This is a genomic window from Maribellus luteus, assembly GCF_003576475.1.
GTDB classification, from domain to species: domain Bacteria; phylum Bacteroidota; class Bacteroidia; order Bacteroidales; family Prolixibacteraceae; genus Draconibacterium; species Draconibacterium luteum.
Genome location: NZ_QWGR01000013.1, coordinates 116,102 through 139,281, shown reverse-complemented (window position 1 = coordinate 139,281; position 23,180 = coordinate 116,102). Strand labels below are relative to the sequence as shown.

The window sequence follows — 23,180 nt, the reverse complement described above, 5'->3', positions numbered from 1 at the left end:
TTATGGACAAAACAGTGCCGGGAAGAAAGGTGATGACGCGTAAGGCCTCGGATAATAAATATTTGCATAAAGACTTTCATGTGTCAATGAATATATTGTTGAAGTATATCTATGAAACCTTTGGCAAAAAGGAGATGGTTAATTATTTGATTCAGTATACAGATGCTTATCACAAGCCCCTTAGTGATGAATTGATGTCAGGGGATTTAAGTACGCTGTGTAAATACTTTGCTGACATTTATAAAAAGGAAGAGTGGCCTGTAAAAATTAACTGTGAAGCTGATTTTCTGGAAATCGTACAGGATGCTTGTCCTGGTATAACTCAAATTAAGGAGAAAGGTGAAACACCTTGTCCGTATTATCTCGAAACCTACAATACAGTCTATCAAAGGTTATGTGAGAGTACGGCTTTTGAGTACGAACTGGAATATTTCGATGAAGAAACAGGTGCCTGCAAGCAAGTATTTAGGCGGAAAGAAAAGAACTAATCAAACAAAAAGAGAAAGAAATGATTTCATGTACAGAATTTATACCGGCATATAGCGAAGGTTTTAAGTTCATCGAGTCGATGGGAGGCCGCGAAGAACTGGAAAAATTTTGGAGCGAGTTGTCCGACTCATATTTGAAAAATTCACTTCAGAAGTTAATAGAGGAAGAGGGATTAGCGGGTTGCTATACTTATTGGTCGCATTCATTAAATGAAGAAGCTGCGGATTTTACAATGATTTTAGATGAAGGGCAGGGCGAGTTTAGTATTGAAATGCATAAATGTCCTTCTAAAGGAATGCTTTTGCAAATGAAACATATGAATCCTCATCATGCTTACTGTGATCATTGTCCGGCTTTATACAAACCCATTGTTGAGAAACAGGGGCTCACATACGAACATGAAATTGATTGCGATAATGCAAGTTGTAGTATACGAATTAAACAACCTAAAAAATGATAAACAAAAAAATGAAAGACGGATTTTACCCGGCGCTGGGGACTCCTACAAATGCCGAGGGGAATCTGATGGTAAATAGTTTTGGAAAGCAGATTGAACTGATGATTGAATCCGGGGCCAAAGGAGTTCTTTGTATGGGGTCAATGGGTAAAATGGCAAGCATCAGGAACAGTGAGTATTCCAACGTGGCCGTGCAATGTGTTAAAGTTGTTAAACAAAGATTGCCTTTGATGGTAGGAGTGATGGATTGTTCCGTTTCGAGGGTGCTGGATCGGATTGAAGCACTGGGGAATATTGATATTGATGGTGTAGTAGCAACCGTCCCTTACTATCATAAATTGAATGCAGGTGAGATTGTTAGCTTTTTTCGATTGCTGTCAGTAAAGTCAAAATATCCTGTTTATATGTATGACTTACCTCCTGTAACGCAATCGCCGGTGTCGTTCGGTGTGATGGAGGCTCTTGCCGATATTCCAAATATAAAAGGGATAAAAACGGCTAATCTGGCTTTAATTCAGGAAATGCAACGGAAGAATTACCGGCATGATGATTTTTCGGTGTTTTACAGTGGTCTTGATTTATTTGATATGGCCATTCACGCGGGTATTGGCAAAAATCTCGATGGTATGTTTACTTGTACCCCTGTAAATACGGGTAAATTGTATAAAAGTGCTGATGAGGGAAGTCTAGATGAATGTTCCCGGTATCTGGATAATATTCTTTTGTTACGAAATACCTTGGTGAAGGGTAATATATTCTCGGCCTATTCTTATGCTATGGAACTGATAGGCTGCCCCGGTAATTATCAGGCAGATTACGATGTTCCAATTTCGGAAACGCTTAAGTTGGAAATTTATGACGTTATGAAAGAAATAAAAGAGATCTAATTACCTTTTGTATACCTTGAAATTATGTTAATTAACTTGAGTGTTTGCTGCGATTTACTCGCCAGTATTAAATTACAATGTATCGCAGATATTATAATAGTTCAGAAAGTATTACATAGTCATATAAGTGTTCTTGACTGGAGTATTTTATTCTTATACGCAATGTTGCTAATAGGAATTGGCTGGTATTATTCTTCCCGACAAAAGAGCAAGGAGGATTATTATCTTGGAGGGCGTTCAGTGCACCCAATTCTGTCAGGGATTTCATTGTACGTATCTTTCTTTAGTGCTATTTCGTATTTGGCAATAGCCGGAGAAGTAATCCAGTATGGGCCTGTTTTTGCCTTGGCTGCTGTTGTTGGAGCTCCCATAATATATTTTATAGCCAGCTATTTTATTATCCCGTTTTTTATGAACCTGAAAATAATAAGCGCTTATGAGATACTTGAGAGACCATTGGGGAAAAACGTCAGGCAACTTGGTTCTGTGCTCTTTATCGTTACCCGTTTTTTATGGATGGCATTGTTAATATTTCTGGCTTCAAAAGCCATGACCGTTATGCTTGGATGGGATGAAAGTTATATTCTTGTGATAACAATTGCCTTGGGGGCCATTACTATTTTTTATACTACAATGGGTGGACTGAAAGCTGTTTTGGTTACAGATGTAATTCAGTTTTTTATATTGTTGCTTGGTGCCATATTGGCTATTGGGATTGTTGCTGTTCAATTGGGAGGAGTGTTTACATTGATTCCTGATTCATGGGCAGGGAACTGGGAGCGCGTTGATTTTATCAGTTTTGATCCTTATGTTAGGTTGACGATCATTTTTGCATTTTTCAATAATATTGCATGGTGGCTTTGTACAACAGGCTCTGATCAGATGGCTATTCAGCGTTTTCTGTCCACTAAAGATCTAAAGTCAGCAAGAAGAACATTTCTGTATACTCAATCTGGGTTGGTTGTAATTACCATTTTGTTGATGTTTGTCGGATTCTCGGTGATGCGATTTTATAATGTTTATCCTGATTTGTTGCCTTCTGAAACAGGATCTGAGGTAAGCAAGGATTTTTTATTTCCGCATTTTATTGCAACGCAGTTCCCTGTAGGAATGTCTGGATTGGTGATAGCCGCCTTGTTCTCTGCTTCAATGTCAAGTTTGTCGTCCGGAGTAAATTCGATGGGGTCAATATTAACCGCAGATATATTGCCTTTGGTTTTTAAGAATTATGCGAAGAACGATAGTCTTCGAAATATAAGAATCGTTAGTGTTCTTATTGGTGTTGTAGTTATTCTCTTGAGTCTGATTATTCAGATTGTACCGGGTAATATAGTTGAAGTAACTGCAAAAACGAATGGGCTATTTATAGCACCCTTGTTTAATCTTTTTTTGAATGCACTTTTTATTAAAAACGCAAAGCCTTTTGGTGTTGTAATGGGCTCAGTATATGGTTTTATAGTGGCTTTTTTGATAGGTTTCTGGGATGTAGTCACGGGTAATCCGCCGTTATCGTTTTTGTGGATCGCAATTGTTTCTCTGTTGGTCTCGGTAATTAGCAGTTTATTCTTTAACTCATTATTTTCTCACATGCGAATGAAAAAAGCTACGCTTTGGGGGCTTGTGTTGCTGATTCCTTGGGTGATAATTTTTTTGTTAATTGTGTGAAATAATTTATGCAAGGGTGATTAAATAATAAGAACTGAAAATGATGTTGGAAGATCAGATGTTTACTATAAAAGGCCGGATAATTACTCCGGGAGGTATCCTCGAAGGAGCTATCCGGATTGAAAATGGAAAGATTCAGGCTGTCGGAGATGTTGCTTGTGAAGGTGAAGTGCTGGATGTGAGTGATTTTTATATTGTTCCCGGGTTTATTGATCTGCACATGCACGGTATCCAATATGCCCTGGTGGATAACGGACCGGATGACCTGCAGGAAATATGCCGGAATTTACCACAATACGGGGTGACTGGCTTTTTGCCGACTGTTGCTCCCCGCCGGAAGGGTGAAGATGCTGCATTTTTATCCGAACTATCTGCAATAAAAAAGGAGGGAGCTGAAATTCTCGGCTTCCATCTTGAAGGGCCGTTCTTAAAAATAACAGGTTCTTTGTCTTCTGAATCTATTTCACAATCCGATACTTCGAGGGTTGAAGCACTCATTCAGGCAGCCAAACCTTATCGGGCTATTTTTAGTGTGTCGCCTGACGTGGAAGGCATTGACAAATTATTGCCTTTAATGACTCAGGACAATACCCCCGCATTTATGACGCACACTGCTGCCACGGTAAAAGAAACGCAGGAAGCTATTGAGCTGGGCGTGTGTCATGCTACACATTTTTACGACGTTTTTCCATGTCCTGCAGTAACCGAACCCGGGGTGCGGCCCTGTGGGGCGGTTGAGGCTGTACTGGCTGACAAAAGGGTCAGTGTCGATTTTATCCTGGACGGGGTTCATGTGGACCCGGTAGCCGTAAAAATGGCGTTGGCCTGTAAGTCGGAAGGTCCGGGCAGAGTGTGCCTGATTACAGATTCAAATGTAGGAGCTGGGCTTGAGCCGGGGCGTTTTACTTTTGGGAACAGTGGCGAAATTGAGTTTGCTTATAAAGGAGCGCCGGCAAGATTGGTGAAAGAAAACGTGTTGGCCGGAAGCGGTTTGACCATGGATCAAGCAGTAAGAAATGCGATTGCCTGGCTGGATATTGATTTGTCCGAAGCGGTAAAAATGGCAAGCACTTATCCGGCAGAGACTATTGGATTGGGACACAGAAAAGGAAAATTAGTGGATGGTTACGATGCCGATTTTGTCATTCTTGATAAACAGCTAAACGTAATACAAACATGGATAGCAGGGAGACAATATTTTAACGTATAACTGGTCGAATCTTTATTAAATGTAAAAAGATGAAGAACGAAAATAATGTATTTGAATTCAGCCCTTCACCATGGGTTCCTTTCAGAGACAAAAAGGAAATTGAACGGGCACTAAAAATAAGAAGAGAAGATATTGAAAAACATGATAATCCAGCGTTTAAAATACGTGTCGTTCCTGATAGCGATGCGGAATTTATATGGGTTACAGATATGTTTAAAAGAATCAGGCATTCGGCAGAAACCAGTGAAAAGTTAGTTATGATTTTGCCGAACCCTGCACCTTCTTATCGTCATTTGGCTCGCCTAATCAATGCCTGTAATATTGATTGCAAAAATGTTTACGCTTTTGCTATGGATGAATATGCCGACGAAAACGGGAATATTGCGCCGGAGAACTGGGAGTTTGGCTTTACACATGCCATGATGAAATATTTTTATTATGAAATCGAAGAAAAGCTGAGACCACCCAAAAACCAAATTGTTGGTTTTACCAATAAAAATATAAACCACTACAGCCAAATGATTGAAGATGCGGGTGGGGCAGATGTTTGTTACAGTGGTCCAGGCTGGACAGGTCACCTGGCATTCATCGAACCGGATGCCCCGGAATTCCAGGCTCCGCTGGAAGAATGGAAGCAAATGGGGGCCAGGGTTTGTAGCTTGAGTCCGTTTACTCTTGCTCAGAATTCCCTTCATGGCAGTTTTGGGAAAAGTGGAAACCTTGCCGCAGTGCCTCCCAAGGCTGCAACTATTGGTCCGCGCGATGTTATTAACTCGAAGCATCGGTTTGATATGCATACGATCAGTGTTCACGGAACCAGCACGGCATGGCAGCGTTCTGTTTCGCGGCTTGTACTGCATGGGCCGGTAACACCGTTGGTGCCGGAATCAATTCTTCAAACATTAAGAACCGATGTATTTGTTTCTGAAACCATTGCCCAAAATATTGAAACAGATTGGAATAAAGGATATTAGTGCTTTTGGGGGAGGATTAGTGAATTTTTGAAAAGAAGAATTGAGATGAAAAATGTTGAAAATGAAGCAACTGGTTTGCTTGCCGGGGCGGCTACAACCAATATAACTCCGCTAAAACCGTGTTTCCTTTTTGGGTACCCGTTTGTTGAAAGAATCAGCACGGGAGTTAACGACTGCTTGTTGAGCTCGGCCTTGTATCTTTTTGATGGGGAGAATCACTCCCTGTTTATCTCCAATGATGTTATTTTTATCAGTAAAGCATCGGCCGAACGGGTTCGGACAAAAATTAGTGAGCGAACGGGGATTCCTGCTTCATCTGTTATGATTGCTGCCACGCATACCCACTCGGGACCGGTTACCCTTGACTATATAAGTAGTTCGAATGATCCGGTAGTGCCTAAAGTCGACGACGAATACGTTCGCTACATGGAAGATAAATCAATCGAAGCGGCTTGTCTTGCTTATCAGAATGCTTGTCCGGCAAAGGCAGGGTTTCTGGTAGCTGATGGAACCGGGGTAGGAACCAATCGCCATGATCCCGCAGGTCCGGCAGATATGGATGTCCCGGTTGTTGTACTGAAAAATTTGAATGACAAAATGATTGGTTGCATGTTGGTTTGTCATATGCACCCGACCATATTGCACGAAGACTCAACTTTGGTTAGTAGTGACTTTCCGGCTTATGTCAGGGATGTTTTGCAAAAAGAATATTTCGGTTGCGAGTGCCCGATTGTATATTTTACAGGTGCTGCAGGAAATCAAAGCCCGCGACACGTGACCCGAGAAAATACTTTTGCCGAGGCTCATCGTATTGGAAAAATAGTTGCAGATGCTATCGGACGAAAAATAAACACCGGACTTGATTATTTGTCTGATGTTTCGGTGGCTTGTTCCCAAACTTTTGTTGATCTGCCCAAAAGGCAATTTCCTGATGTTAAAAAAGCAGAAAAACATAGGGATGAATTTCTTGAGCGATTTGAACGCTTGAGAAAAACATCAGGCAACACCCAGGAAATAAGGACGGCTGAGGTCGACTGGTTTGGAGCTGAAGAATTATTCTATCTCTCAAAATTGGCAGAAAAAGGAGCACTTGAGCAGGTTTATACATCATGTTTGCCGGCCGAAATTCAAATATTTAAAATCGGCGACTGGTGCTTCGTGGCATGGCCCGGAGAGATATTTATCGAATATGCCAAGACATTAAAAAAGATAGTGAAAAATACGTTCCTGATTACACTGGCTAATGGGGAATTACAAGGGTATATTGCCACAGAGGAAGCAGAAAACAACGGGTTTTATGAAGCATCGAATTCAATTTTCCACTATGCTTCGGGAAAGATTTTGGTGGATGAAACAGTAAGATTAATTAACACAAAAGCGTAAATGAGTTTTTTCCTCGGAATAGATATGGGTACCAGCTACTTTAAGGCTGGCATTTTTGATGAGGCTGGCCGGCTTAAAGGATTGGGGCGCCGGTTTGTCAGAAAAGAAACAGGAGATGGCTCCATTTGCGAGTTACCTGTTGCTGTTTTTTGGGAGACTTTACGAATTTGCATTGGAGATGCAGTAAAAGAAGCGAGAATTATTCCGAAGGCAATAAGTGCTCTGTCTTATTCATCGCAGGCTAATAGCTTTATTTTGTTGGATGAAGAGGGGAAGCCCTTAACTCCGTTGATTTTGTGGCCTGATAGAAGAGCGCAAAGTATTTTTCCATCAGGTTTAGAATTTCTTAAAGGAGAAGATTTTAGAGAAAAAACAGGGCTGGGCATAGAGCTTAGTTCTGAGTTTGCAATTGCCAAAATAAGGTGGTTTCAGCAGGAGCATCCGGAATTGTGGAAACAGGTGGAAAGTGTACTTACTATATCTGATTTTCTGACTTTCAGCATAACCGGAAAAAAGGTGTCGGATTTGAGTACCGCTTCAATGACAGGTTTGCTTGATGTTACCGAATGCCGCTGGTGGAGTAAGTCATTGGATATGCTCTCTTTGAACGAGGATTTATTGCCGGTACTTCAAAGAACAGGAAGTTTTGTTGGTGCATTAACGGGAGCAGGGGCAGAACTCACCGGGCTTGTAAAGGGTATTCCTTTTTATCTCGGTGGTTTGGATCATCATTGTGCCGCAATCGGCAGTGGAATAATTCAAAACAATAATATTTGTGAGTCCACAGGAACGGTGTTGGCCTGTGTTGGCTATTCCGATAAATACTCTGCTGATGTTGACTGCTGCTCTGCTCCGGGGGTAAAAGCCGGTCATTATTTCCGGATGGCTTTTGATGATAACGGTGCACTTGCCTTGGAGTGGTACCAAAAAAACTTTGCCTCTGAGTTCACAATTCCTGAGCTGTTAGATATGGCAAAGAGTATTAAGAGTGGGAGCGAGGGATTGATTGCCAAGGCATGTGCAAATAAATACCCAGGGTTAACTGGCTTTGAGAGTGTCCGGTCATTTCATGGACATGCTCATTTTGTGAGGGCCATCCTTGAATCTACATCGGAAAGTTTGAATAAGTTAATCCGGATTTTGGACGAGAACTTTTCAGGGAGGGTGATTTCCACTGGTGGTGGGGCACAAAGTCGCCTTTGGATTGCCATCAAAAGAGATAGGCTTAATGCCGGTTTTTATACGCCTGAATGTAGTGAAACCGCATGCTTGGGAGCTGCTTTAGTTGGAGCCTCTGGATTGAATAAAAGTGTTGACTGGAGTAAAGTTGTGTCTGCCTGGGTTAGGTATAACGAAAACGATTAGGTCTGTTTGTTCGTTTTTTAGTGTTTTTTATGTGGTGTTAGATGGTAATATTCTGTATGAAAGGTTGTTAAGTGGTCTTCCCAAGTCGTAAGAACTGACCATTTTTAAAGGGGTGTTTGTTAGTTGTTGAAAATGGTCACATTGAGTCTGTTGAGAAGGAGATAATAAGTAATTCATATTAACAATGTTAAATTGTTGTTTTTTTTAGTGTAGGAAGTTTATTGTAAAAGGAATATTACTGAAAATTAAAAATTAATGATTAAATTTGTTCGTAAGTGATTGTTTTAATCATGTGTAAAATTGATAATGTAGAGTTAAGTATAATAAAATGAACAGTAAGAAAATAAAAACTACTACTCCGGAAGCGCGTAAAAAAATCATTTTAAATTTTTTAAAAGACAATGAGTCTGTTACTGTGCAGGAGATTGTTAATGACTGTAATGCTTCGGAAATCACAATTCGTCGTGATTTGGCAGAATTGGAGGAAAAAGGGTTGTTGATCAGGACACATGGTGGTGCTATTCGAAATACCGCAGCAGAAAATTTATTTACTTTTAATAGTAAAATGAATCAAAACAAAGAGAACAAGGAGTATATCTGTAAGATTGCTTCCAGGTTCATCGAGGATAATGATATCATTTTTATTGATTGTGGTTCTACTTTGTCCTTTCTTTCAAAATTTATATCTAAAAAAGAGTCGTTGACAGTAATAACCAACTCATTACCAATAATCTCTGAGCTTATTAATTTCAGCAATATTAAGTTAATTATAATTGGCGGAGAAGTAGTTAATGAACGTAAAGCTGTTTATGGTCATTCGGCCGAACGAACCATCGGGCAATATCATGCCAACAAGGCTTTTATAGGGGCTGATGGTATCTCTCTGGCAAAAGGACTAACTTCTTATGATGAAAAAGAGGCTTCAATTACATTAAAAATGGCTGAGAATGCAGATGAGGTGTTTTTACTTTGTGATTCAACAAAAATAGAAAAGAATTCATTTGTAACATTTGCCCCTTATTCAATTTTAAACTGTGTAATTACTGATAATGATTTAGACCTTAAGTATATATCTAAGTATCAGAAGAATAATGTTTCATTGATTCATGAATGATAAACTTTTAGTTGTTGTCTGATGAAAAGGAAATCGCTGATTCTGGCAAGAGAATCTCTTGAAATTGAGAGTAAAGCTATCTCCGGTATTCTTGAATACTTAGATGAAGTTAGTTTTGGTAAGGCAGTTGATATTTTGAGTACATGTCCGAAGATAATAACCTGTGCCAGTGGTTCGTCAGGTATTGCTGCAAAAAAGTTTGCCCATTCATTATGTTGCATTGAACGAAATGCGCAGTTTCTTAGTCCAGCTGAAGCGCTGCACGGCGGACTTGGATGTATTAAAAAGAATGACGCAGTCGTGATTGTGTCACGTGGAGGAAAAACTGCTGAGTTACTTCCGGTTATTGATGTGTGCAATAAAAAAGGAGCTGTGCTGATCGGAGTTACCGAAAACCTTCATTCTCCTTTGGCCGAAAAGTCTCAGGTCGTCATTCAACTAAAAATAAAAAGAGAAAGTGATAAGTATAACATTATGGCAACCTCCAGTTTTATTGCAACTGTTGCAATGTTCGATGCTATGCTGGGGGCTGTTATGGAAGAAACCGATTACCAGCTTGAGCAATTTGCCTTGATCCATCCCGGAGGGGCAGTTGGAAAAATGCTTAACACACAGTAAGGTTTAATGATTGTTTATTTGACCCAGAAAAGCAGATTAAATTATGTATAAAGGAATTGTGATAAAACCACCTTTTTTTGAGATTGGTCCCAAGGCATTTATGTATGGTGAAAGAATGCTGAAATTGGCAAAAGCGGCAGATGAAGCAGCACGAAAATACGATGTCCGGATTATTCTAACCCCGCAATATACTGATATAAAGCTACTGGTTGAGAATACGGAAAATGTTCTTGTATTTGCACAACACATGGATCCGATTGGCACTGGCCGCGGACTTGGTTCTGTATTGCCCGAGGCAATAAAGGCAGCCGGTGGTCATGGTGTTATGCTAAACCATGCAGAGAGACCCATGTCTATTAGTGATTTGTATAAAGCAATCAAGCGTGCTGATGAAGTTGGATTGATCTCGATCGTATGTGCGGATACCATTGAAGAAGCTAAAGCAATTGCATATTTCTCTCCCAATATAATTGTTGCAGAACCAACAGAACTTATTGGTACCGGGCAACCGAGTGACAACGAGTATATTAGGGAAACGATTTCTGCGATAAAGCAAATAAATCCGGAAATACAAGTACTGCAGGGCGCTGGTATTTCTAACGGAAGAGATGTTTACAATGTAATAAAGGCAGGGGCTGAAGCAACCGGCACCACTAGTGGAATAATGAAAGCAAACAACCCCGAGGAAATGTTGGAAGAGATGATAAAAGCTGTTCGAACTGCTTGGGACGAAATACAAACAACAAATAAATACTTATAGGAGGCTTTAAAATGACAGTTTACAGAGGTACAATTGAACTTCAATCTAAAGATCACAGACCTGATTTTCATAATGTAACAGATGCCGTTAAAAAAATTGTAGAGGAATCGGGAGTAAAAAACGGGATATGTGTAGTTTATTCCCACCATACAACTTGTTCGGTTATGACACAAGAGTGTTCACATGATCTTAATTTTTTTGGGCGCGAATTTTTACAGCAGGATCTGAATAACATTATGGAAAGATTGATCCCAACCTGCCGCTATGAAGGGCAATACATGCATCCCGGGCCGAAACATATTGAGTTTGCCCTTACTTTCCCGGATGAAGAACCCAAAGGAAGTCTTAACACCGATGCTCATTTACGTTCCGTTTTTTTCGGACGATCAGAAACCATTGTTTTGGTTGATGGAGAGCTCTCGTTAGGAGATTTTGGATTTATATATTTTATTGACTGGGATCAAATTCGTGAACGAAAAAGAGTTTGTGAGGTACAGATTATAGGTGAATAATTAGTGATACTTTTTTGTTTAGAATTCTAGTTTTTTAGAATAACCTTAGTTAAGGTATGTTGGTATTTGTGTAACAAAGCTGTAATAATGAGTGATCGATTAAATTTTAGGATAGTTATGATAGTTTGGTTTTAGATTAATATTTGAATAGTAGTTTTATGTTGGTCAATCTTTACAGCTTTGTTTCTTTTGTTGATAATGATTTATAATTGATAGGAAAATTACCAGACCGAGTTTTAACTCCAATACAGGTAAATGATTCTCCTGTTATTTTTGTGGTGTTGAAATTTTAAGTTCAATGCTTTTTAGTTCCCACCAATTCTTTTCCGAAACTCCGAAGGATTCATTCCTACCTTTTTCTTAAAGATAAGACTGAAATAGTGGATCGTTTGAAATCCCAGCTCAAGACTGATCTCCTTGATGCTTTTATTGCTTGCTACCAGAAGTTCTTTTGCCCGCATTACCCGCAGTTGTAAATGATACTGACCGGGCGAAACGCCGGTGTATTTTTTAAACATTTTGCGGAAATAAGAGTATCCCACATTGTGTTGCTCCGCCAGTTCTTCCAGGTTGATTTCCTTGTCGATGTTTTGCCGCATTACAAAACGAACTTCTTCAATAACCTTGGCAATTCTTTTTCCGGAGAATCCCTTTTGTTTTTCAAAGGAAATAATGTACCCCAGTAGTTTTACGATCATGCCGGAGGCAATCTGCTGATACCCGGGTTGCTCTTTCCGCACAAAGTCCATTATTTTCAGATGTGTGTCAATTATTTCCTCTTTTATGCCCAGCTGTAAAACCGGTTGCCGGCTGTTAAAAACAGGGTTTGACAAAAAGTGATCGGCGATCTGTCCTTTGAAGCCCACGTAATTTTCGGTCCACCCGGTTTTGGTTAGTGGTTGGTAGCGGTGCCATTCGTTCGGAAGAATCACAAGCAATGAGCCTTCCTTTACCGGGAACCGTCCGTGGCGGTTTTCGAATATGCCGGCACCTTCCGAAATATAATTGAGCTGATACTCATGCAGTACACGCCCTTCTTCCCAGAAAAAAGAGTATTCTGACGGGTGCTCTGCCGGAGGATACAAGGTGTTGGGCGGGATGCTGGCAGAACCTGCCACACTTAAATGAATTCCCCACGAAAGATCCTCGTCGCTGGTCGTTAGATATTTGAATTGCCGTTTCATCTATTTAGTGCCAAAAAATATAAATATAAGCTCATTTTCTGTATTGATTGAAAGGGGTGCCGCATATATTTTTGTTAAATCTAAATTGCTGACGAATCAATAAAAAATAACATCAAATTAATCAAATCATTATGCATGCTCTTTTAGGTATCATTTTTCATTCGCTGGGGGGTATGTCCTCGGGCAGTTGGTATATGCCGTACGATTGGGTGAAGAAGTGGCGTTGGGAGATCTACTGGATCACCGGTGGCCTTTTCTCATGGCTGATCATGCCGTTCATTGCCGTTTCACTTACTATTCCGGATTGGACCGGAATTTTACAGGCCGCTGAAGGCAGTGTGATCCGTAATACCTACATCATGGGACTTTTATGGGGAATCGGAGGATTAACTTATGGGCTTGCGATTCGCTATTTGGGAATGTCGCTGGGGAACTCAGTATTGCTGGGTATTACTTCCGTAGTTGGTTCGCTTGGCTTACCGATTTTACGGAACATCCCGGGTGTAGCCGAATTGTTGCCCAACGGGCTTTCGTTTACTGATTTGTTTAGCAGTCCGGGTGGTCGGATTGTATTGCTGGGTATTTTGATCTTGTTGGCGGGAATCATTCTTAGCGGTCGTGCCGGAATTATGAAAGATAAAGACCTGGCCGGTGAAAAGGTGGGAATAAATACCGAATTTAAGCTGGCAACCGGTTTAATCATCGCCATTATATCCGGGGTTTTAAGTGCCTTTTTCAGCTTCGGAATAGATGCCGGGAAGGAAATGGGTGTTGCCGCCAGAGATTTGGCCGTTCAAGCAAATTATCCTTTTCTGGCAGCAGGAGAAGCAGGTGGACCGATGACCTATCTGTTTGAAAATAATATCATCTTTTTTGTGATACTTTGGGGCGGCTTAACCACCAACCTGATTTGGTCGATCGCATTGATTCTTAAAAATAAAACCGGCGGTGATTTTGTCGATAAAAAAGCGCCCCTGATCAGTAATTACCTGTTTTGTGCGCTGGCCGGAACTACCTGGTTTTTGCAGTTCTTCTTTTATGGAATGGGGGAAACAAAAATTGGTAATGGGGCCAGTTCGTGGACACTTCACATGGCAACCATTATTCTTACAGCCAATTTATGGGGATTTTATCGCAAAGAATGGAAAGGCGTTTCCAAAAATACGTACCGGACTATTCTGCTGGGGATCGGAACCATTCTTTTGTCGGTGATTGTAATTGGAGTGGCTAAATGGCTGTATCCTGAATTAAATGCACTGGGATAATGAAGCGGCTGGCGTTTAAAATGTACCTGAGCGAAGGCCAGAAAGAGGAGTATCAAAAAAGACACAACGAGATTTGGCCCGAATTGAAAACGCTGCTGAAAGAAGCGGGAGTAAGTGAATACTCCATTTTTCTGGACGAAGAAACCAATACTTTGTTTGCGTTTCAAAAAGTATCAGGAGACGATGGCTCTCAAAATCTGGGGCAAAGCGAAATCGTTCAGCGTTGGTGGAAATACATGAGCGACATTATGCAGACAAACGACGATAACTCACCTGTTTCGGTGGAGTTACCCGAAGTATTTTACATGGAATAAATCAAAAAAATAATAAAATGAGCAATACTGAGAACATCAAGAAAGCTTATGAACTGGCAAAGGAAAGATATGCTGCGCTGGGCGTGGATGCCGATGCTGCGATTGAAAAAATGAAAGGTGTTAATATTTCGCTTCACTGCTGGCAAACCGATGATGTTGGCGGGTGCGAGGTGAAACACGGCGAACTGTCGGGAGGAATTCAGGCCACCGGAAATTATCCCGGGAAAGCAACTACGATAGAAGAAATCCGTGCTGACCTGGAAAAGGTGCTGGCGCTGCTTCCCGGAAAACAGCGACTGAACCTGCATGCCATTTACGGCGATTTTCAGGGTGGAGTGGTGGACCGCGATGCGATCGAAGTAAAACACTTTCAAAGTTGGATCGACTGGTGTAAAAAGCAGGGAATTGGGATGGATTTTAATGCCACCTGCTTCTCACACGAACGTGCTGCCGACGGATTTACACTTTCGAGTAAAAACGAAGAGAACCGCAAGTTCTGGGTGGAACACGTAAAGCGTTGCCGTGCCATTTCTGCCGAGGTTGGTAAACAACTGGGAACACCTTGCGTGCACAATACCTGGATTCCGGACGGATCAAAAGACACGCCGGTAGACAGAAACGGCTACCGTGCCAATTTGAAAAAATCGCTGGATGAAGCCATGGCCGTAAAATATCCGAAAGAGCACATGAAAGATGCCGTGGAAAGCAAGCTTTTTGGAATTGGTGTGGAATCGATGACCGTGGGATCGCACGATTTCTACCTGGGGTATGCCATCGCCAACAATATTCTGATATGCCTGGATAACGGGCATTTTCACCCCACAGAGCAGGTGGGCGACAAGATTTCGTCGGTGCTTCAGTTTGTGGATGAAGTATTGCTGCATGTTACGCGTCCGATTCGCTGGGATTCTGACCATGTGGTAACATTAAACGAAGATGTGCAATTGATTGCCTCCGAAATTATGCGAAACAATTTTCTGAACCGAGTAAACATCGGGCTCGATTTCTTTGATGCTTCGATTAACCGGATTGGGGCTTATGTAACCGGAACCCGTGCTGCACAAAAGGCTTTCCTGATTGCTGCGCTGGAACCGACCAATGACCTGGTGAAACTGGAAGAAGCAGGCAAGAATTTCGAACGTTTGGCAATGCTCGAAGAGCTAAAAACAATGCCTTTCAGCGCTGTTTGGGATTACTACTGCTTGCAGGAGAATGTTCCGGTTGGCGCCGACTACATTGCTGAAATTCAGAAATACGAAAATGAGGTTTTAGTGAATAGATAATTCACGTTTTATTGTGTGAAAAAAAGGCCGTCCGAATTATTTTGGATGGCCTTTTCTATATTCTCCAGGGTTCCTGATAACAGAAAAGAAACTGTTACTGAAGCAAGATTTTTTTATAAAGAATCTGGTCCTTGAATTTAATTCGGAACAAGTATAATCCTTTGGGATAAATATCTACGTTTATCCAGTCTGATTGCATCGTATTTTTCTGAAATACCTTTGTTCCGCTTGCATTAGTGATCGAAAGGTCAATGGTTTTCCCCCTGGTTTCAATAAAAATCTTATCGCTTGCCGGGTTGGGATAAACCTTTATGTCGCGCATTTCAATATCATCGACTCCAACGGCCAGTGAGACCGAAAGGCTGTATAACACCGATTCCAATCTCAGATCCGGGAAAATATTGTTGGTTACTTGCATTTGATAGGTGCCGCTGTCGGAAAGGCTGGCATTGTCAATACGGTATTCGAACCCAGAATCAGTTACCAGTGTATTGCTCTTGTACCAATGCCGGACATCATTTTCTCCTGTTGTATATGCTTCAAAATGTATCGAGATACTGTCGTGAGTATTAATGGTTGTGTCAATCGGAAAACCGAAGATTTGTTGGGGAGAATATATAAAAGTATCAATACTCATTAATTCGCTGGCAACCGGCTCCAAATCCGAGAAAAGAAATCTGTTATTGGAAATATTCAGAAAGCTTAACCGGTGATTATTATCTTCTACCGACTTTGTATTACTAGTGTTATTCCCCGAAAATGAAGGAAACGGGCCGTAAAGATTATTGTTCGACAGGTTGAGCCATTTGAGCGAATCAAAAGCCAGAAATACATCCAGGACTTCACCTTCGAGGTTGAGGTTGGAGAGGTCGATTTTGCTAACGTGCCCGTTTTCTATTTGTAGCCCGAGCCATTCATTAATGGTGAAGTTTACCGTGTCGAGCCAGTTGTTGCCCCATTCTTCTCCATTATAGGTATTAAATATTTCAGTAAGTCGTTCAAGGTCTTCTTTGGCGAGAACAGCAGTTGGTTCTTTTGCGGTTATTGTCAGCGTTATTTCTTTGCTGGATAAAACCAGGTCGGTTGCTTTGGAGTTTGATACTTTGCAGTAATATATGCCTGCGTCTGTATAACTGACACTTTCAATCTCCAGAAACGGAGCTGTTGCCTGCGGTAACATTTGTCCGTTTTTAAACCACTGGTATTGATCCGACGGACCGGGGTAATAATTGTCGATAAATAATTTGGCAGAGCTTCCTTCTTTAACAGAAAGCGTTTTTAGCTCCCCGATATCATTTTGTGGAGCATATGTAAATTCATTTATTCCTGAAAAATTATCCCAGTTTAAAATGGCCTCAATATCGTTGAATTGAAGTTGATTGTTTTGGAGGTGGAGAGTATCCAAACCTAATATACTTTCTAGCGCATCCGGAATCTGTCGGTTGTTTTCTGCCAGTTTTATGTGTGCTGATTTTGTTCCTGATGGTTGACCGAATATGTTTCCCGAGATGTCCAATCTGTAAATTTTCTCCAGATTTCCAAGTTCTGCGGGGATCGGTCCAATTAATTGATTATTGGATAGATCCAATACTTTTAGTTCTGATAAGTTACCAATGCTGGAAGGGATTACACCGGTTATGGAATTATTAGAAAGAATCAGGGAGCGAAGTTTATGCAGAACACCAATTTCGACCGGAATTTCACCACCAATATTGTTCTGTTTGAGATTTATGATAGTTAGTGCTTTGCATTGCGAAATCTCCATAGGAATTGATCCGCTAATTTTATTGTTGTTAAGTCCCATATACCATAATTGCGACAGCTCTGATATCTCTTTTGGGATTGTTCCTTCAAGTTTGTTGTAACCTAGTGAAATCGTTTTCAGCATTTTGAAATACTTTAACAGATCGGATACGGAGCCGGCTAATTGGTTTTGGACCATTCCAATCGATTCAAGGTAGCGCAGGTCATAAAACCTGGCCGGAATTTGTCCCACTACATTGTTTGAATCAAGATTGAGTTCATAAACATGTCCGTTTTTTACTCTAATTCCGACCCAGTCAGCAACCGTATAATTAATGGTGTCAAGCCAGTTTGTGTTTGATTTCCATCCATCTCCGTTGGTGGCATTGTAAAAGGCTTCCAAGGCTTTGTATTCGGAAATGGGGACACCGGCACCACGAATATATTTTACTTTTAGAGTGGTACCGTAATTCGTGATTTCCATATCCGGAAATTTAGAATTTGTAATAATACAATAGTAGTTTGCTTCATCCGAAGGTGTAATATTCGAAATTGTAAAAACCGAATCATTTGCATTCGCTATTATTTCACTGCCTTTTACCCATTGGTATTGGTCGGAAGGAGCCCGTAAATAGTTTTGCAAATTGATGTTTATTGTTTCTCCTGGATTTGCTTCCTTCATAACAGAGTTAATCTTGGGAGATTGGTGCTTGCAGGTGAAACTCCTAATGTTTCCAAAATTCGGCCATGATAGTATAGGCTCCAAATCGGCAAATTGTAAAGAATTGTAGTCCAATGTTAACTGAATTAGATTCGAAAGAGATCCGATTTCCTCCGGAATACTCGTTTTAGTATAATCTTGATTCTGTGCTATTTTCCCTATTTGATTTCTTGAAATGTTAATGGCACTGAGTTGTTTTAAACTCCCTATGGATTTTGGGATATATCCGCTTAAATTATTGTCCAAAAGCAAAATGTATTTAACATGCCCTTCATCATCCAGCGTTATTCCATGCCACTCGTTAAAAGAAACTGTTGTGTCTAGCCAGTTGGAATTATTTGTCCAGTTATTACCATTGGTCGATTCGTACAAATCTACCAACGCCTCGTATTCCTTTCTTGGTGTTCCGCCAACTAGATCTGTTACAGTAACATTGATATCCATACTTTTCAAAACCAATCCGGGAACATTGGGGCTTGTTATGTAAAGAGTATAGATCCCAGCATCTTGCAGTGTCGCATTTTGTTTGTCAAAAAAATAGTTATTTACTTCCGGGATAGTAACGCCATCTTTTTTCCATTGAAATTCATCGCTTTCGGACAAATAAAACGGATCAACTCCTATTTCAAGCAATTCTCCAGGCTTGATTACAATTTCCTGTGAAAACCCAAAACTTTGTTGCGGGGCATAAGTGAAATTATTTGAGAAATTTCCATAACTCAGAAGGTCCCGGATGTCCGAAATATGGCGGGTTAAAAGTTTATTATTTTCAATTTTGAGCATGGTAAGATTTAACAAACTGTCAATGTTGTTGAAATTGGCTCTATCAATAGAATTATTACTAAGGTCTAAAGTTTGGAGCATAGGAAGTTGCACGCGAGATTCAAAAATTGCTTCCTGGAGATTGTTCCCGGGGAGTTCGATTTTTACAACGTGACCGTTTTCTACTGTAATTCCAAACCAATCGGCAACTGAATGATTGATTGTGTCCAGCCAGTTTGTGTTATTTGTCCAGTTACTCCCGACTGTTGCATTGTACAGGTCAACAAGTGATTGGTATTCTTCTTTGGCTATAGTTGTTTGGCTTGTAGCTGTGTGAGCTGAAATTGGTAACTGAATTAAAAGAAGAATTACTGCGCCAAGGTAGGTTATGGTTTTCATGTTTGGTTAAAAGTTATTTTTATGGTTAAGTTATTATAGCTTCGTAAATATATTGAAAATAAGTTTATTCTTTTAATGAATGATTATTTATATCAAATCAAATGATAAGAGCATCTAATCGTATCATTAATTTGACATTTGGACTCGTGTTTAAAACACGAGATTACTAACTTTGGAAACTTATTCTTAATTAAACAAAATAGTATGAACACAAAGGTTGGTTGGTTGCTGCTTGCAGTTGTTACGCTTCTGTCGTGTAAACAGGAGCATCGTATTTCTTTTGTAAACCCTGTTCCGGAGGATCGTTCGGATGAGGTGGTGGTTTTAACACGCGAACAAGTGGCCGCGAAGGTCGAAATCAAAGAAGGATTTTTGCCCATATTTAGAGTGGGGGAGGAAACACTTCCTTCGCAAGTGGATGATATGAACGGTGATGGGAAATGGGACGAAGTGGCAGTGTTGCTCAGTTTTAAAGCCAATGAGGAGAAAAGCACTGTGTTAGAAATGATTCCGGAAAATGAGTATCCGGCATTTGAAAAACGTACCAACTTACGATTGGGAGTTCATCAGGAAGACGGGGCGTATAAAGAAGTCGATCATTACGCAGCTATTCCGGCCACCGAGCCTTTTAAAATTATAGCACAAGGCGAAAGTGTGAGTTGGGAGAATGATAAAATCGCATTTCGGGTGTATTTTGATTGCCGCAACGTAAAAGACTTATTTGGAAAACTGAAGCCAGAAATGATCATCGATAAAATTCATACCCCTGAAATCAAAGACTATCATTCGTTGAACGACTGGGGAATGGATGTGTTGCATTGTGGAAGTTCGTTGGGGTCGGGCGGAATTGCCTTGCTGAAAAACGATTCTTTGTACCGGCTCGGATCAACCGATGTTTACGAGTACCAGAAAGTCTCGGAAGGCCCTGTTCGCTCGGTTTTCGACCTTATTTACAAAGGCTGGCATGTTGATGGAGATAACCTGGAAGCAACAGAAAGGATAAGCATCTATCCCGGGAAATACTGGTTTCAGTCTGATGTTACGGTAAAAGGGTTACCCGAAGGTGCACAGATTGTAACCGGAATTGTAACCAGCCTGTTAAAACGTGAACCCTTTGCTTTCGAAGCCAATGATTTTGAATGCATGGGTACACACGATGTTCAATCGCTAAACAACGATGAGTTGGGGATGGCAGTGCTGGTTCCCAAAGCTGAAGCGGGGAAAATAGGCCGTACTACCGATATTAACTTCTTTAAACTGGGATACCAAACTGTAGTTGAAAAGGGATTCAGCAATATAATCTCGGAAACATATTACATTGGGCAGAAAGCCGAAGCCAATAAACCGGCCCGTCATTATTTCTCAGCAGTATGGGGACTGGAAAAAGACCAATGGAAAACCGAAGACGGTTTTAAAAGCTATCTGAAAGAAGAATCAAAAGTATTGTCGTCTCCAATCGAAGTACATTTTTAGTCCAATTGATTGAGATCTTTTGAAGAAGTCTGTTAGCCGGTAAGTAAAGAGAACCGGCTAACAGACTTTTTTTGTGGAGCTGGCGGGAGTCGAACCCGCGTCCAAACGAGGAAGCCACAAGCTTTCTACATGCTTATCCCCGACTTGATTTTCGAATAAACGCCGGATCAGGGCCACCAAGGTTTACCTTAGCTCTTTAATTTTCGCAGAAACGCCAGAGCTTCATTTCTGCTAGCTTCGATTTACTTGCACCGCCGGATCGGGCCGCTTCAAAGCAATAGCACCCGGGCGATGTCTCGTCCCAAAACCTTGTTTCGGGATAAAGGTAACCTACTTAGTTCGGTTACGCAGCAAGAGCGTAATTATTTTCGCCAATTGTGGTTTGATCATTATTTTAAAGGGTCAACAACCAAAACCCTGCATGCTTACCTGCCACCTCTACCCGCTGTCAAAACCAGTCAGCCCCCTAGAAGGGTTACAAAGATAAGAAATATTTATATTCTTAATTGGCCCCTGTTCGGCTAAAATCAGTAAGACTGTGATTTCGCAGATCACAATCAAATGATCAGCTGCTTATCTGCTTTGCTGCAAGGTTAGTTATAAGAAACTGAGTTCAAAAAAGTATTAGTTGTACCACTGCTCAATAGCGGCAATATTCATTTCGTTTTCAATGTTTTTCGATGCCGGAGTATAAAGGAAATCCAGTTCTTTGGCGAATTGTTCAACCACTTGTCCGCGTACCATTTTCATGGTGGCATTCAGCATCTTGTTATCGGCGGTGAATGCATACGGAAGAACAGCAACAGTGGCCGGCAACCAACGTTCGGGGAACATGCCTTCGTACTTGCCTCCTTTTTTGTATTCATTTAATTCACTTTGAATAATTTGAATCGCTTCTTTATGTCCTTCCGGAGTTCCTTTTTCGATGTTGCGGTTTTTTAACTCACGGTTGATGGCTTCAATGTCGGGAACAACCATTCCAACAGTATACGGATTTTGGTTGTTATAAAGCATAACCTGTTGAATGTAATGCGACTGGTCAACAATAGCCTCTTCGATTCCCTCGGGGCTATACTTTTCTCCATCGTTACTGATAAGAAGACTTTTAAACCGGCCAAGTACATATAGGAAATTATCTTTCCCCATGTATCCCATGTCACCTGTATGCAGCCAGCCATTTTTCAAGGTCTCGGCTGTCGCAGTAGGGTTGTTCCAGTAACCAAGCATAACGTTGTCGCCTTTCACACAAATTTCGCCTTTTTGTCCAATGGGAAGCTCAACGCCTTCGTCATCCACAATTTTTAGCTCCAGGTTTTTAACCAGCTTGCCTGACGACCCGAATTTTACATCCTTCGGAATGTTCGATGAAATTACCGGGGCCGCTTCCGTAAGTCCGTAACCCTGGCAAATAGGCATCCCGATAGCATAGAAATACCTCTGCAGTTCCACATCGAGAAGGGCGCCTCCACCAATAAAGAATTTCATATTTCCGCCAAAACCGTCTTTGATTTTTGAGAACAGAATCTGATCAAAAATCCAGTAAAGAGGTTTTAAAAAGAAGCGGAAGCCTTTGCCGCGGTTGTTGCCGTATCCGTTATGGGCGTAAGCAACTTTTAGGGCAAAGTTGTATAGCTTAAACAGTCCTTCTCCTTTTTTGCGAATACCGGCTTCAATGTTTTTTCTGAAAGTTTTGGAATACGCCGGAACGCTCATCATTAGCGTTGGTTTTATTTCCTGGATATTTTTCGGAATGTTTTTCAGTGTTTCAAGTGGTGTATTTCCTACCTCCACCGATGCAATGCTGGCTCCTTTGTACATAAACACATACAAGCAGGTGGTGTGAGCAAAAGCATGATCCCACGGTAAAATAGCCAGCGTGATCCAGTCTTGTTTCAGGTCGAGTAACGAATTCGATTGCACCACATTTGCGGCATAATTCAGGTGAGAAAGCATAATGCCTTTCGGATCGGCAGTAGTTCCCGAAGTATAAGAAATATTGGCTACGTCGTCGGGCTGAATGCCTTTCCAGATGGCTTCTACCTGTTGCGGGTTTTCTTTTCTGAATTTTGCCCCGGCACTCATTATCTCGCTGTAATCAATTTCCTGTTCTCCCGGATTTTCTTTACCATCCAGGTAAACAATCTTTTCAAGATCAGGAAGCTCGTTGCGAATATCTTCTACTTTTATTTGGTGTTGCCTGGATACAAAAATATATTTGCTTCCACTGTGTTTCAACCGAAAAGTAAGCTCATTTTCCTGCAAACGAACCGAAAGCGGAACATTGATGCCGCCTGCATACAACATGCCCAGTTCGCTGATGATCCAGTCGTTACGGCCATCGGCCAGCAAGGCAGCGCGGTCGCCTTTTTGAAAGCCCATCTGAATCAGGCCGGCAGCCAGATCCAAAACTTTATCGTGGGTTTCCTTGTAAGTGGTTCCTTCATACTTCCCGTTTTTCTTTTCCCACAGGTAAATATTATCGGGATAATTAGCGACAGCAGTCTCAAAAAGTTCAATGATGGTCTTCATAACGTTGGACAGTTTTTAGTTCACGGAAGTCAAAAATAGAAAAAATGTCTTTCTATAAAAGGGTATAAAAGAA

General features: G+C 41.0%; 19 protein-coding genes and 1 other RNA gene. 16 read left to right on the top strand and 4 right to left on the bottom strand.

The window, feature by feature from the left end:
- Nucleotides 1-2: 2 nt before the first annotated feature.
- The 12 genes from D1614_RS18475 (at nucleotide 3) to D1614_RS18420 (ending at nucleotide 11,434) form a co-directional block, all read left to right on the top strand.
- Nucleotides 3-488: a hypothetical protein gene (locus D1614_RS18475; protein ID WP_119439457.1), complete on the top strand. Its 486-nt coding sequence runs from the start codon at nucleotides 3-5 to the stop codon at nucleotides 486-488.
- Between the two features lie 20 nt (nucleotides 489-508).
- Nucleotides 509-946, top strand: a complete 438-nt coding sequence (locus D1614_RS18470) for a hypothetical protein (protein WP_147384315.1) — start codon at nucleotides 509-511, stop codon at nucleotides 944-946.
- Nucleotides 943-1,833: a dihydrodipicolinate synthase family protein gene (locus D1614_RS18465; protein ID WP_119439455.1), complete on the top strand. Its 891-nt coding sequence runs from the start codon at nucleotides 943-945 to the stop codon at nucleotides 1,831-1,833. Before D1614_RS18470 ends, D1614_RS18465 begins: the two co-directional genes overlap by 4 nt.
- A gap of 24 nt (nucleotides 1,834-1,857) precedes the next feature.
- Nucleotides 1,858-3,498 (top strand): sodium:solute symporter family transporter, encoded by a 1,641-nt coding sequence (locus tag D1614_RS18460; RefSeq protein ID WP_119439454.1) that lies wholly within the window; start codon nucleotides 1,858-1,860, stop codon nucleotides 3,496-3,498.
- Between the two features lie 40 nt (nucleotides 3,499-3,538).
- Nucleotides 3,539-4,708: an N-acetylglucosamine-6-phosphate deacetylase gene (locus D1614_RS18455; RefSeq protein WP_119439453.1), complete on the top strand. Its 1,170-nt coding sequence runs from the start codon at nucleotides 3,539-3,541 to the stop codon at nucleotides 4,706-4,708.
- 29 nt (nucleotides 4,709-4,737) lie between these two features.
- A complete protein-coding gene (locus D1614_RS18450) occupies nucleotides 4,738-5,682 on the top strand; it encodes a 6-phosphogluconolactonase (protein ID WP_119439452.1) in 945 nt (314 codons plus the stop codon).
- 426 nt (nucleotides 5,683-6,108) lie between these two features.
- The gene (locus D1614_RS18445; RefSeq protein WP_147384314.1) at nucleotides 6,109-7,065 is read left to right on the top strand and encodes a hypothetical protein; all 957 of its coding nucleotides are present in this window, start codon (nucleotides 6,109-6,111) and stop codon (nucleotides 7,063-7,065) included.
- The gene (locus D1614_RS18440) at nucleotides 7,066-8,430 is read left to right on the top strand and encodes an FGGY-family carbohydrate kinase (protein WP_119439450.1); all 1,365 of its coding nucleotides are present in this window, start codon (nucleotides 7,066-7,068) and stop codon (nucleotides 8,428-8,430) included. It begins immediately after the preceding gene.
- Nucleotides 8,431-8,758: 328 nt separating this feature from the next.
- Nucleotides 8,759-9,544 carry a DeoR/GlpR family DNA-binding transcription regulator gene (locus tag D1614_RS18435; RefSeq protein ID WP_119439449.1) on the top strand — a complete coding sequence of 262 codons (786 nt, stop codon included), beginning with the start codon at nucleotides 8,759-8,761 and terminating at the stop codon, nucleotides 9,542-9,544.
- Between the two features lie 21 nt (nucleotides 9,545-9,565).
- The gene (locus tag D1614_RS18430) at nucleotides 9,566-10,162 is read left to right on the top strand and encodes a KpsF/GutQ family sugar-phosphate isomerase (RefSeq protein ID WP_119439448.1); all 597 of its coding nucleotides are present in this window, start codon (nucleotides 9,566-9,568) and stop codon (nucleotides 10,160-10,162) included.
- A 43-nt stretch (nucleotides 10,163-10,205) separates the two neighbouring features.
- Nucleotides 10,206-10,922, top strand: a complete 717-nt coding sequence (locus tag D1614_RS18425; RefSeq protein ID WP_119439447.1) for a triose-phosphate isomerase — start codon at nucleotides 10,206-10,208, stop codon at nucleotides 10,920-10,922.
- A gap of 11 nt (nucleotides 10,923-10,933) precedes the next feature.
- On the top strand, nucleotides 10,934-11,434 hold the full coding sequence (locus D1614_RS18420; protein WP_119439446.1) for a secondary thiamine-phosphate synthase enzyme YjbQ: 501 nt from the start codon (nucleotides 10,934-10,936) through the stop codon (nucleotides 11,432-11,434).
- Between the two features lie 305 nt (nucleotides 11,435-11,739).
- On the opposite strand, the gene D1614_RS18415 is transcribed toward D1614_RS18420, so the two are convergent.
- A complete protein-coding gene (locus D1614_RS18415; RefSeq protein WP_119439445.1) occupies nucleotides 11,740-12,618 on the bottom strand; it encodes an AraC family transcriptional regulator in 879 nt (292 codons plus the stop codon).
- 131 nt (nucleotides 12,619-12,749) lie between these two features.
- Between D1614_RS18415 and D1614_RS18410 the strand changes: the two genes are divergently transcribed.
- Genes D1614_RS18410 through D1614_RS18400 form a run of 3 tightly spaced genes read left to right on the top strand, consistent with a single transcriptional unit; the run spans nucleotide 12,750 to nucleotide 15,480 of the window.
- Nucleotides 12,750-13,883, top strand: a complete 1,134-nt coding sequence (locus tag D1614_RS18410) for an L-rhamnose/proton symporter RhaT (RefSeq protein WP_119439444.1) — start codon at nucleotides 12,750-12,752, stop codon at nucleotides 13,881-13,883.
- Nucleotides 13,883-14,197, top strand: a complete 315-nt coding sequence (gene rhaM, locus D1614_RS18405) for an L-rhamnose mutarotase (protein WP_119439443.1) — start codon at nucleotides 13,883-13,885, stop codon at nucleotides 14,195-14,197. Before D1614_RS18410 ends, rhaM begins: the two co-directional genes overlap by 1 nt.
- Before the next feature lie 17 nt (nucleotides 14,198-14,214).
- Nucleotides 14,215-15,480 (top strand): L-rhamnose isomerase, encoded by a 1,266-nt coding sequence (locus tag D1614_RS18400; RefSeq protein WP_119439442.1) that lies wholly within the window; start codon nucleotides 14,215-14,217, stop codon nucleotides 15,478-15,480.
- A 94-nt stretch (nucleotides 15,481-15,574) separates the two neighbouring features.
- Here the strand turns inward: D1614_RS18400 and D1614_RS18395 are convergent, their stop codons facing one another.
- Nucleotides 15,575-19,105: an immunoglobulin domain-containing protein gene (locus D1614_RS18395; protein WP_119439441.1), complete on the bottom strand. Its 3,531-nt coding sequence runs from the start codon at nucleotides 19,103-19,105 to the stop codon at nucleotides 15,575-15,577.
- A gap of 204 nt (nucleotides 19,106-19,309) precedes the next feature.
- Here D1614_RS18395 and D1614_RS18390 point away from each other — a divergent pair, with 204 nt between their 5' ends.
- Nucleotides 19,310-20,578, top strand: a complete 1,269-nt coding sequence (locus D1614_RS18390) for a DUF4861 domain-containing protein (protein WP_119439440.1) — start codon at nucleotides 19,310-19,312, stop codon at nucleotides 20,576-20,578.
- A 71-nt stretch (nucleotides 20,579-20,649) separates the two neighbouring features.
- Here the strand turns inward: D1614_RS18390 and ssrA are convergent.
- Nucleotides 20,650-21,044, bottom strand: a transfer-messenger RNA (tmRNA) gene (ssrA, locus tag D1614_RS18385).
- Nucleotides 21,045-21,202: 158 nt separating this feature from the next.
- Nucleotides 21,203-23,107 carry an AMP-dependent synthetase/ligase gene (locus D1614_RS18380; protein WP_119439439.1) on the bottom strand — a complete coding sequence of 635 codons (1,905 nt, stop codon included), beginning with the start codon at nucleotides 23,105-23,107 and terminating at the stop codon, nucleotides 21,203-21,205.
- Nucleotides 23,108-23,180: the final 73 nt, after the last annotated feature.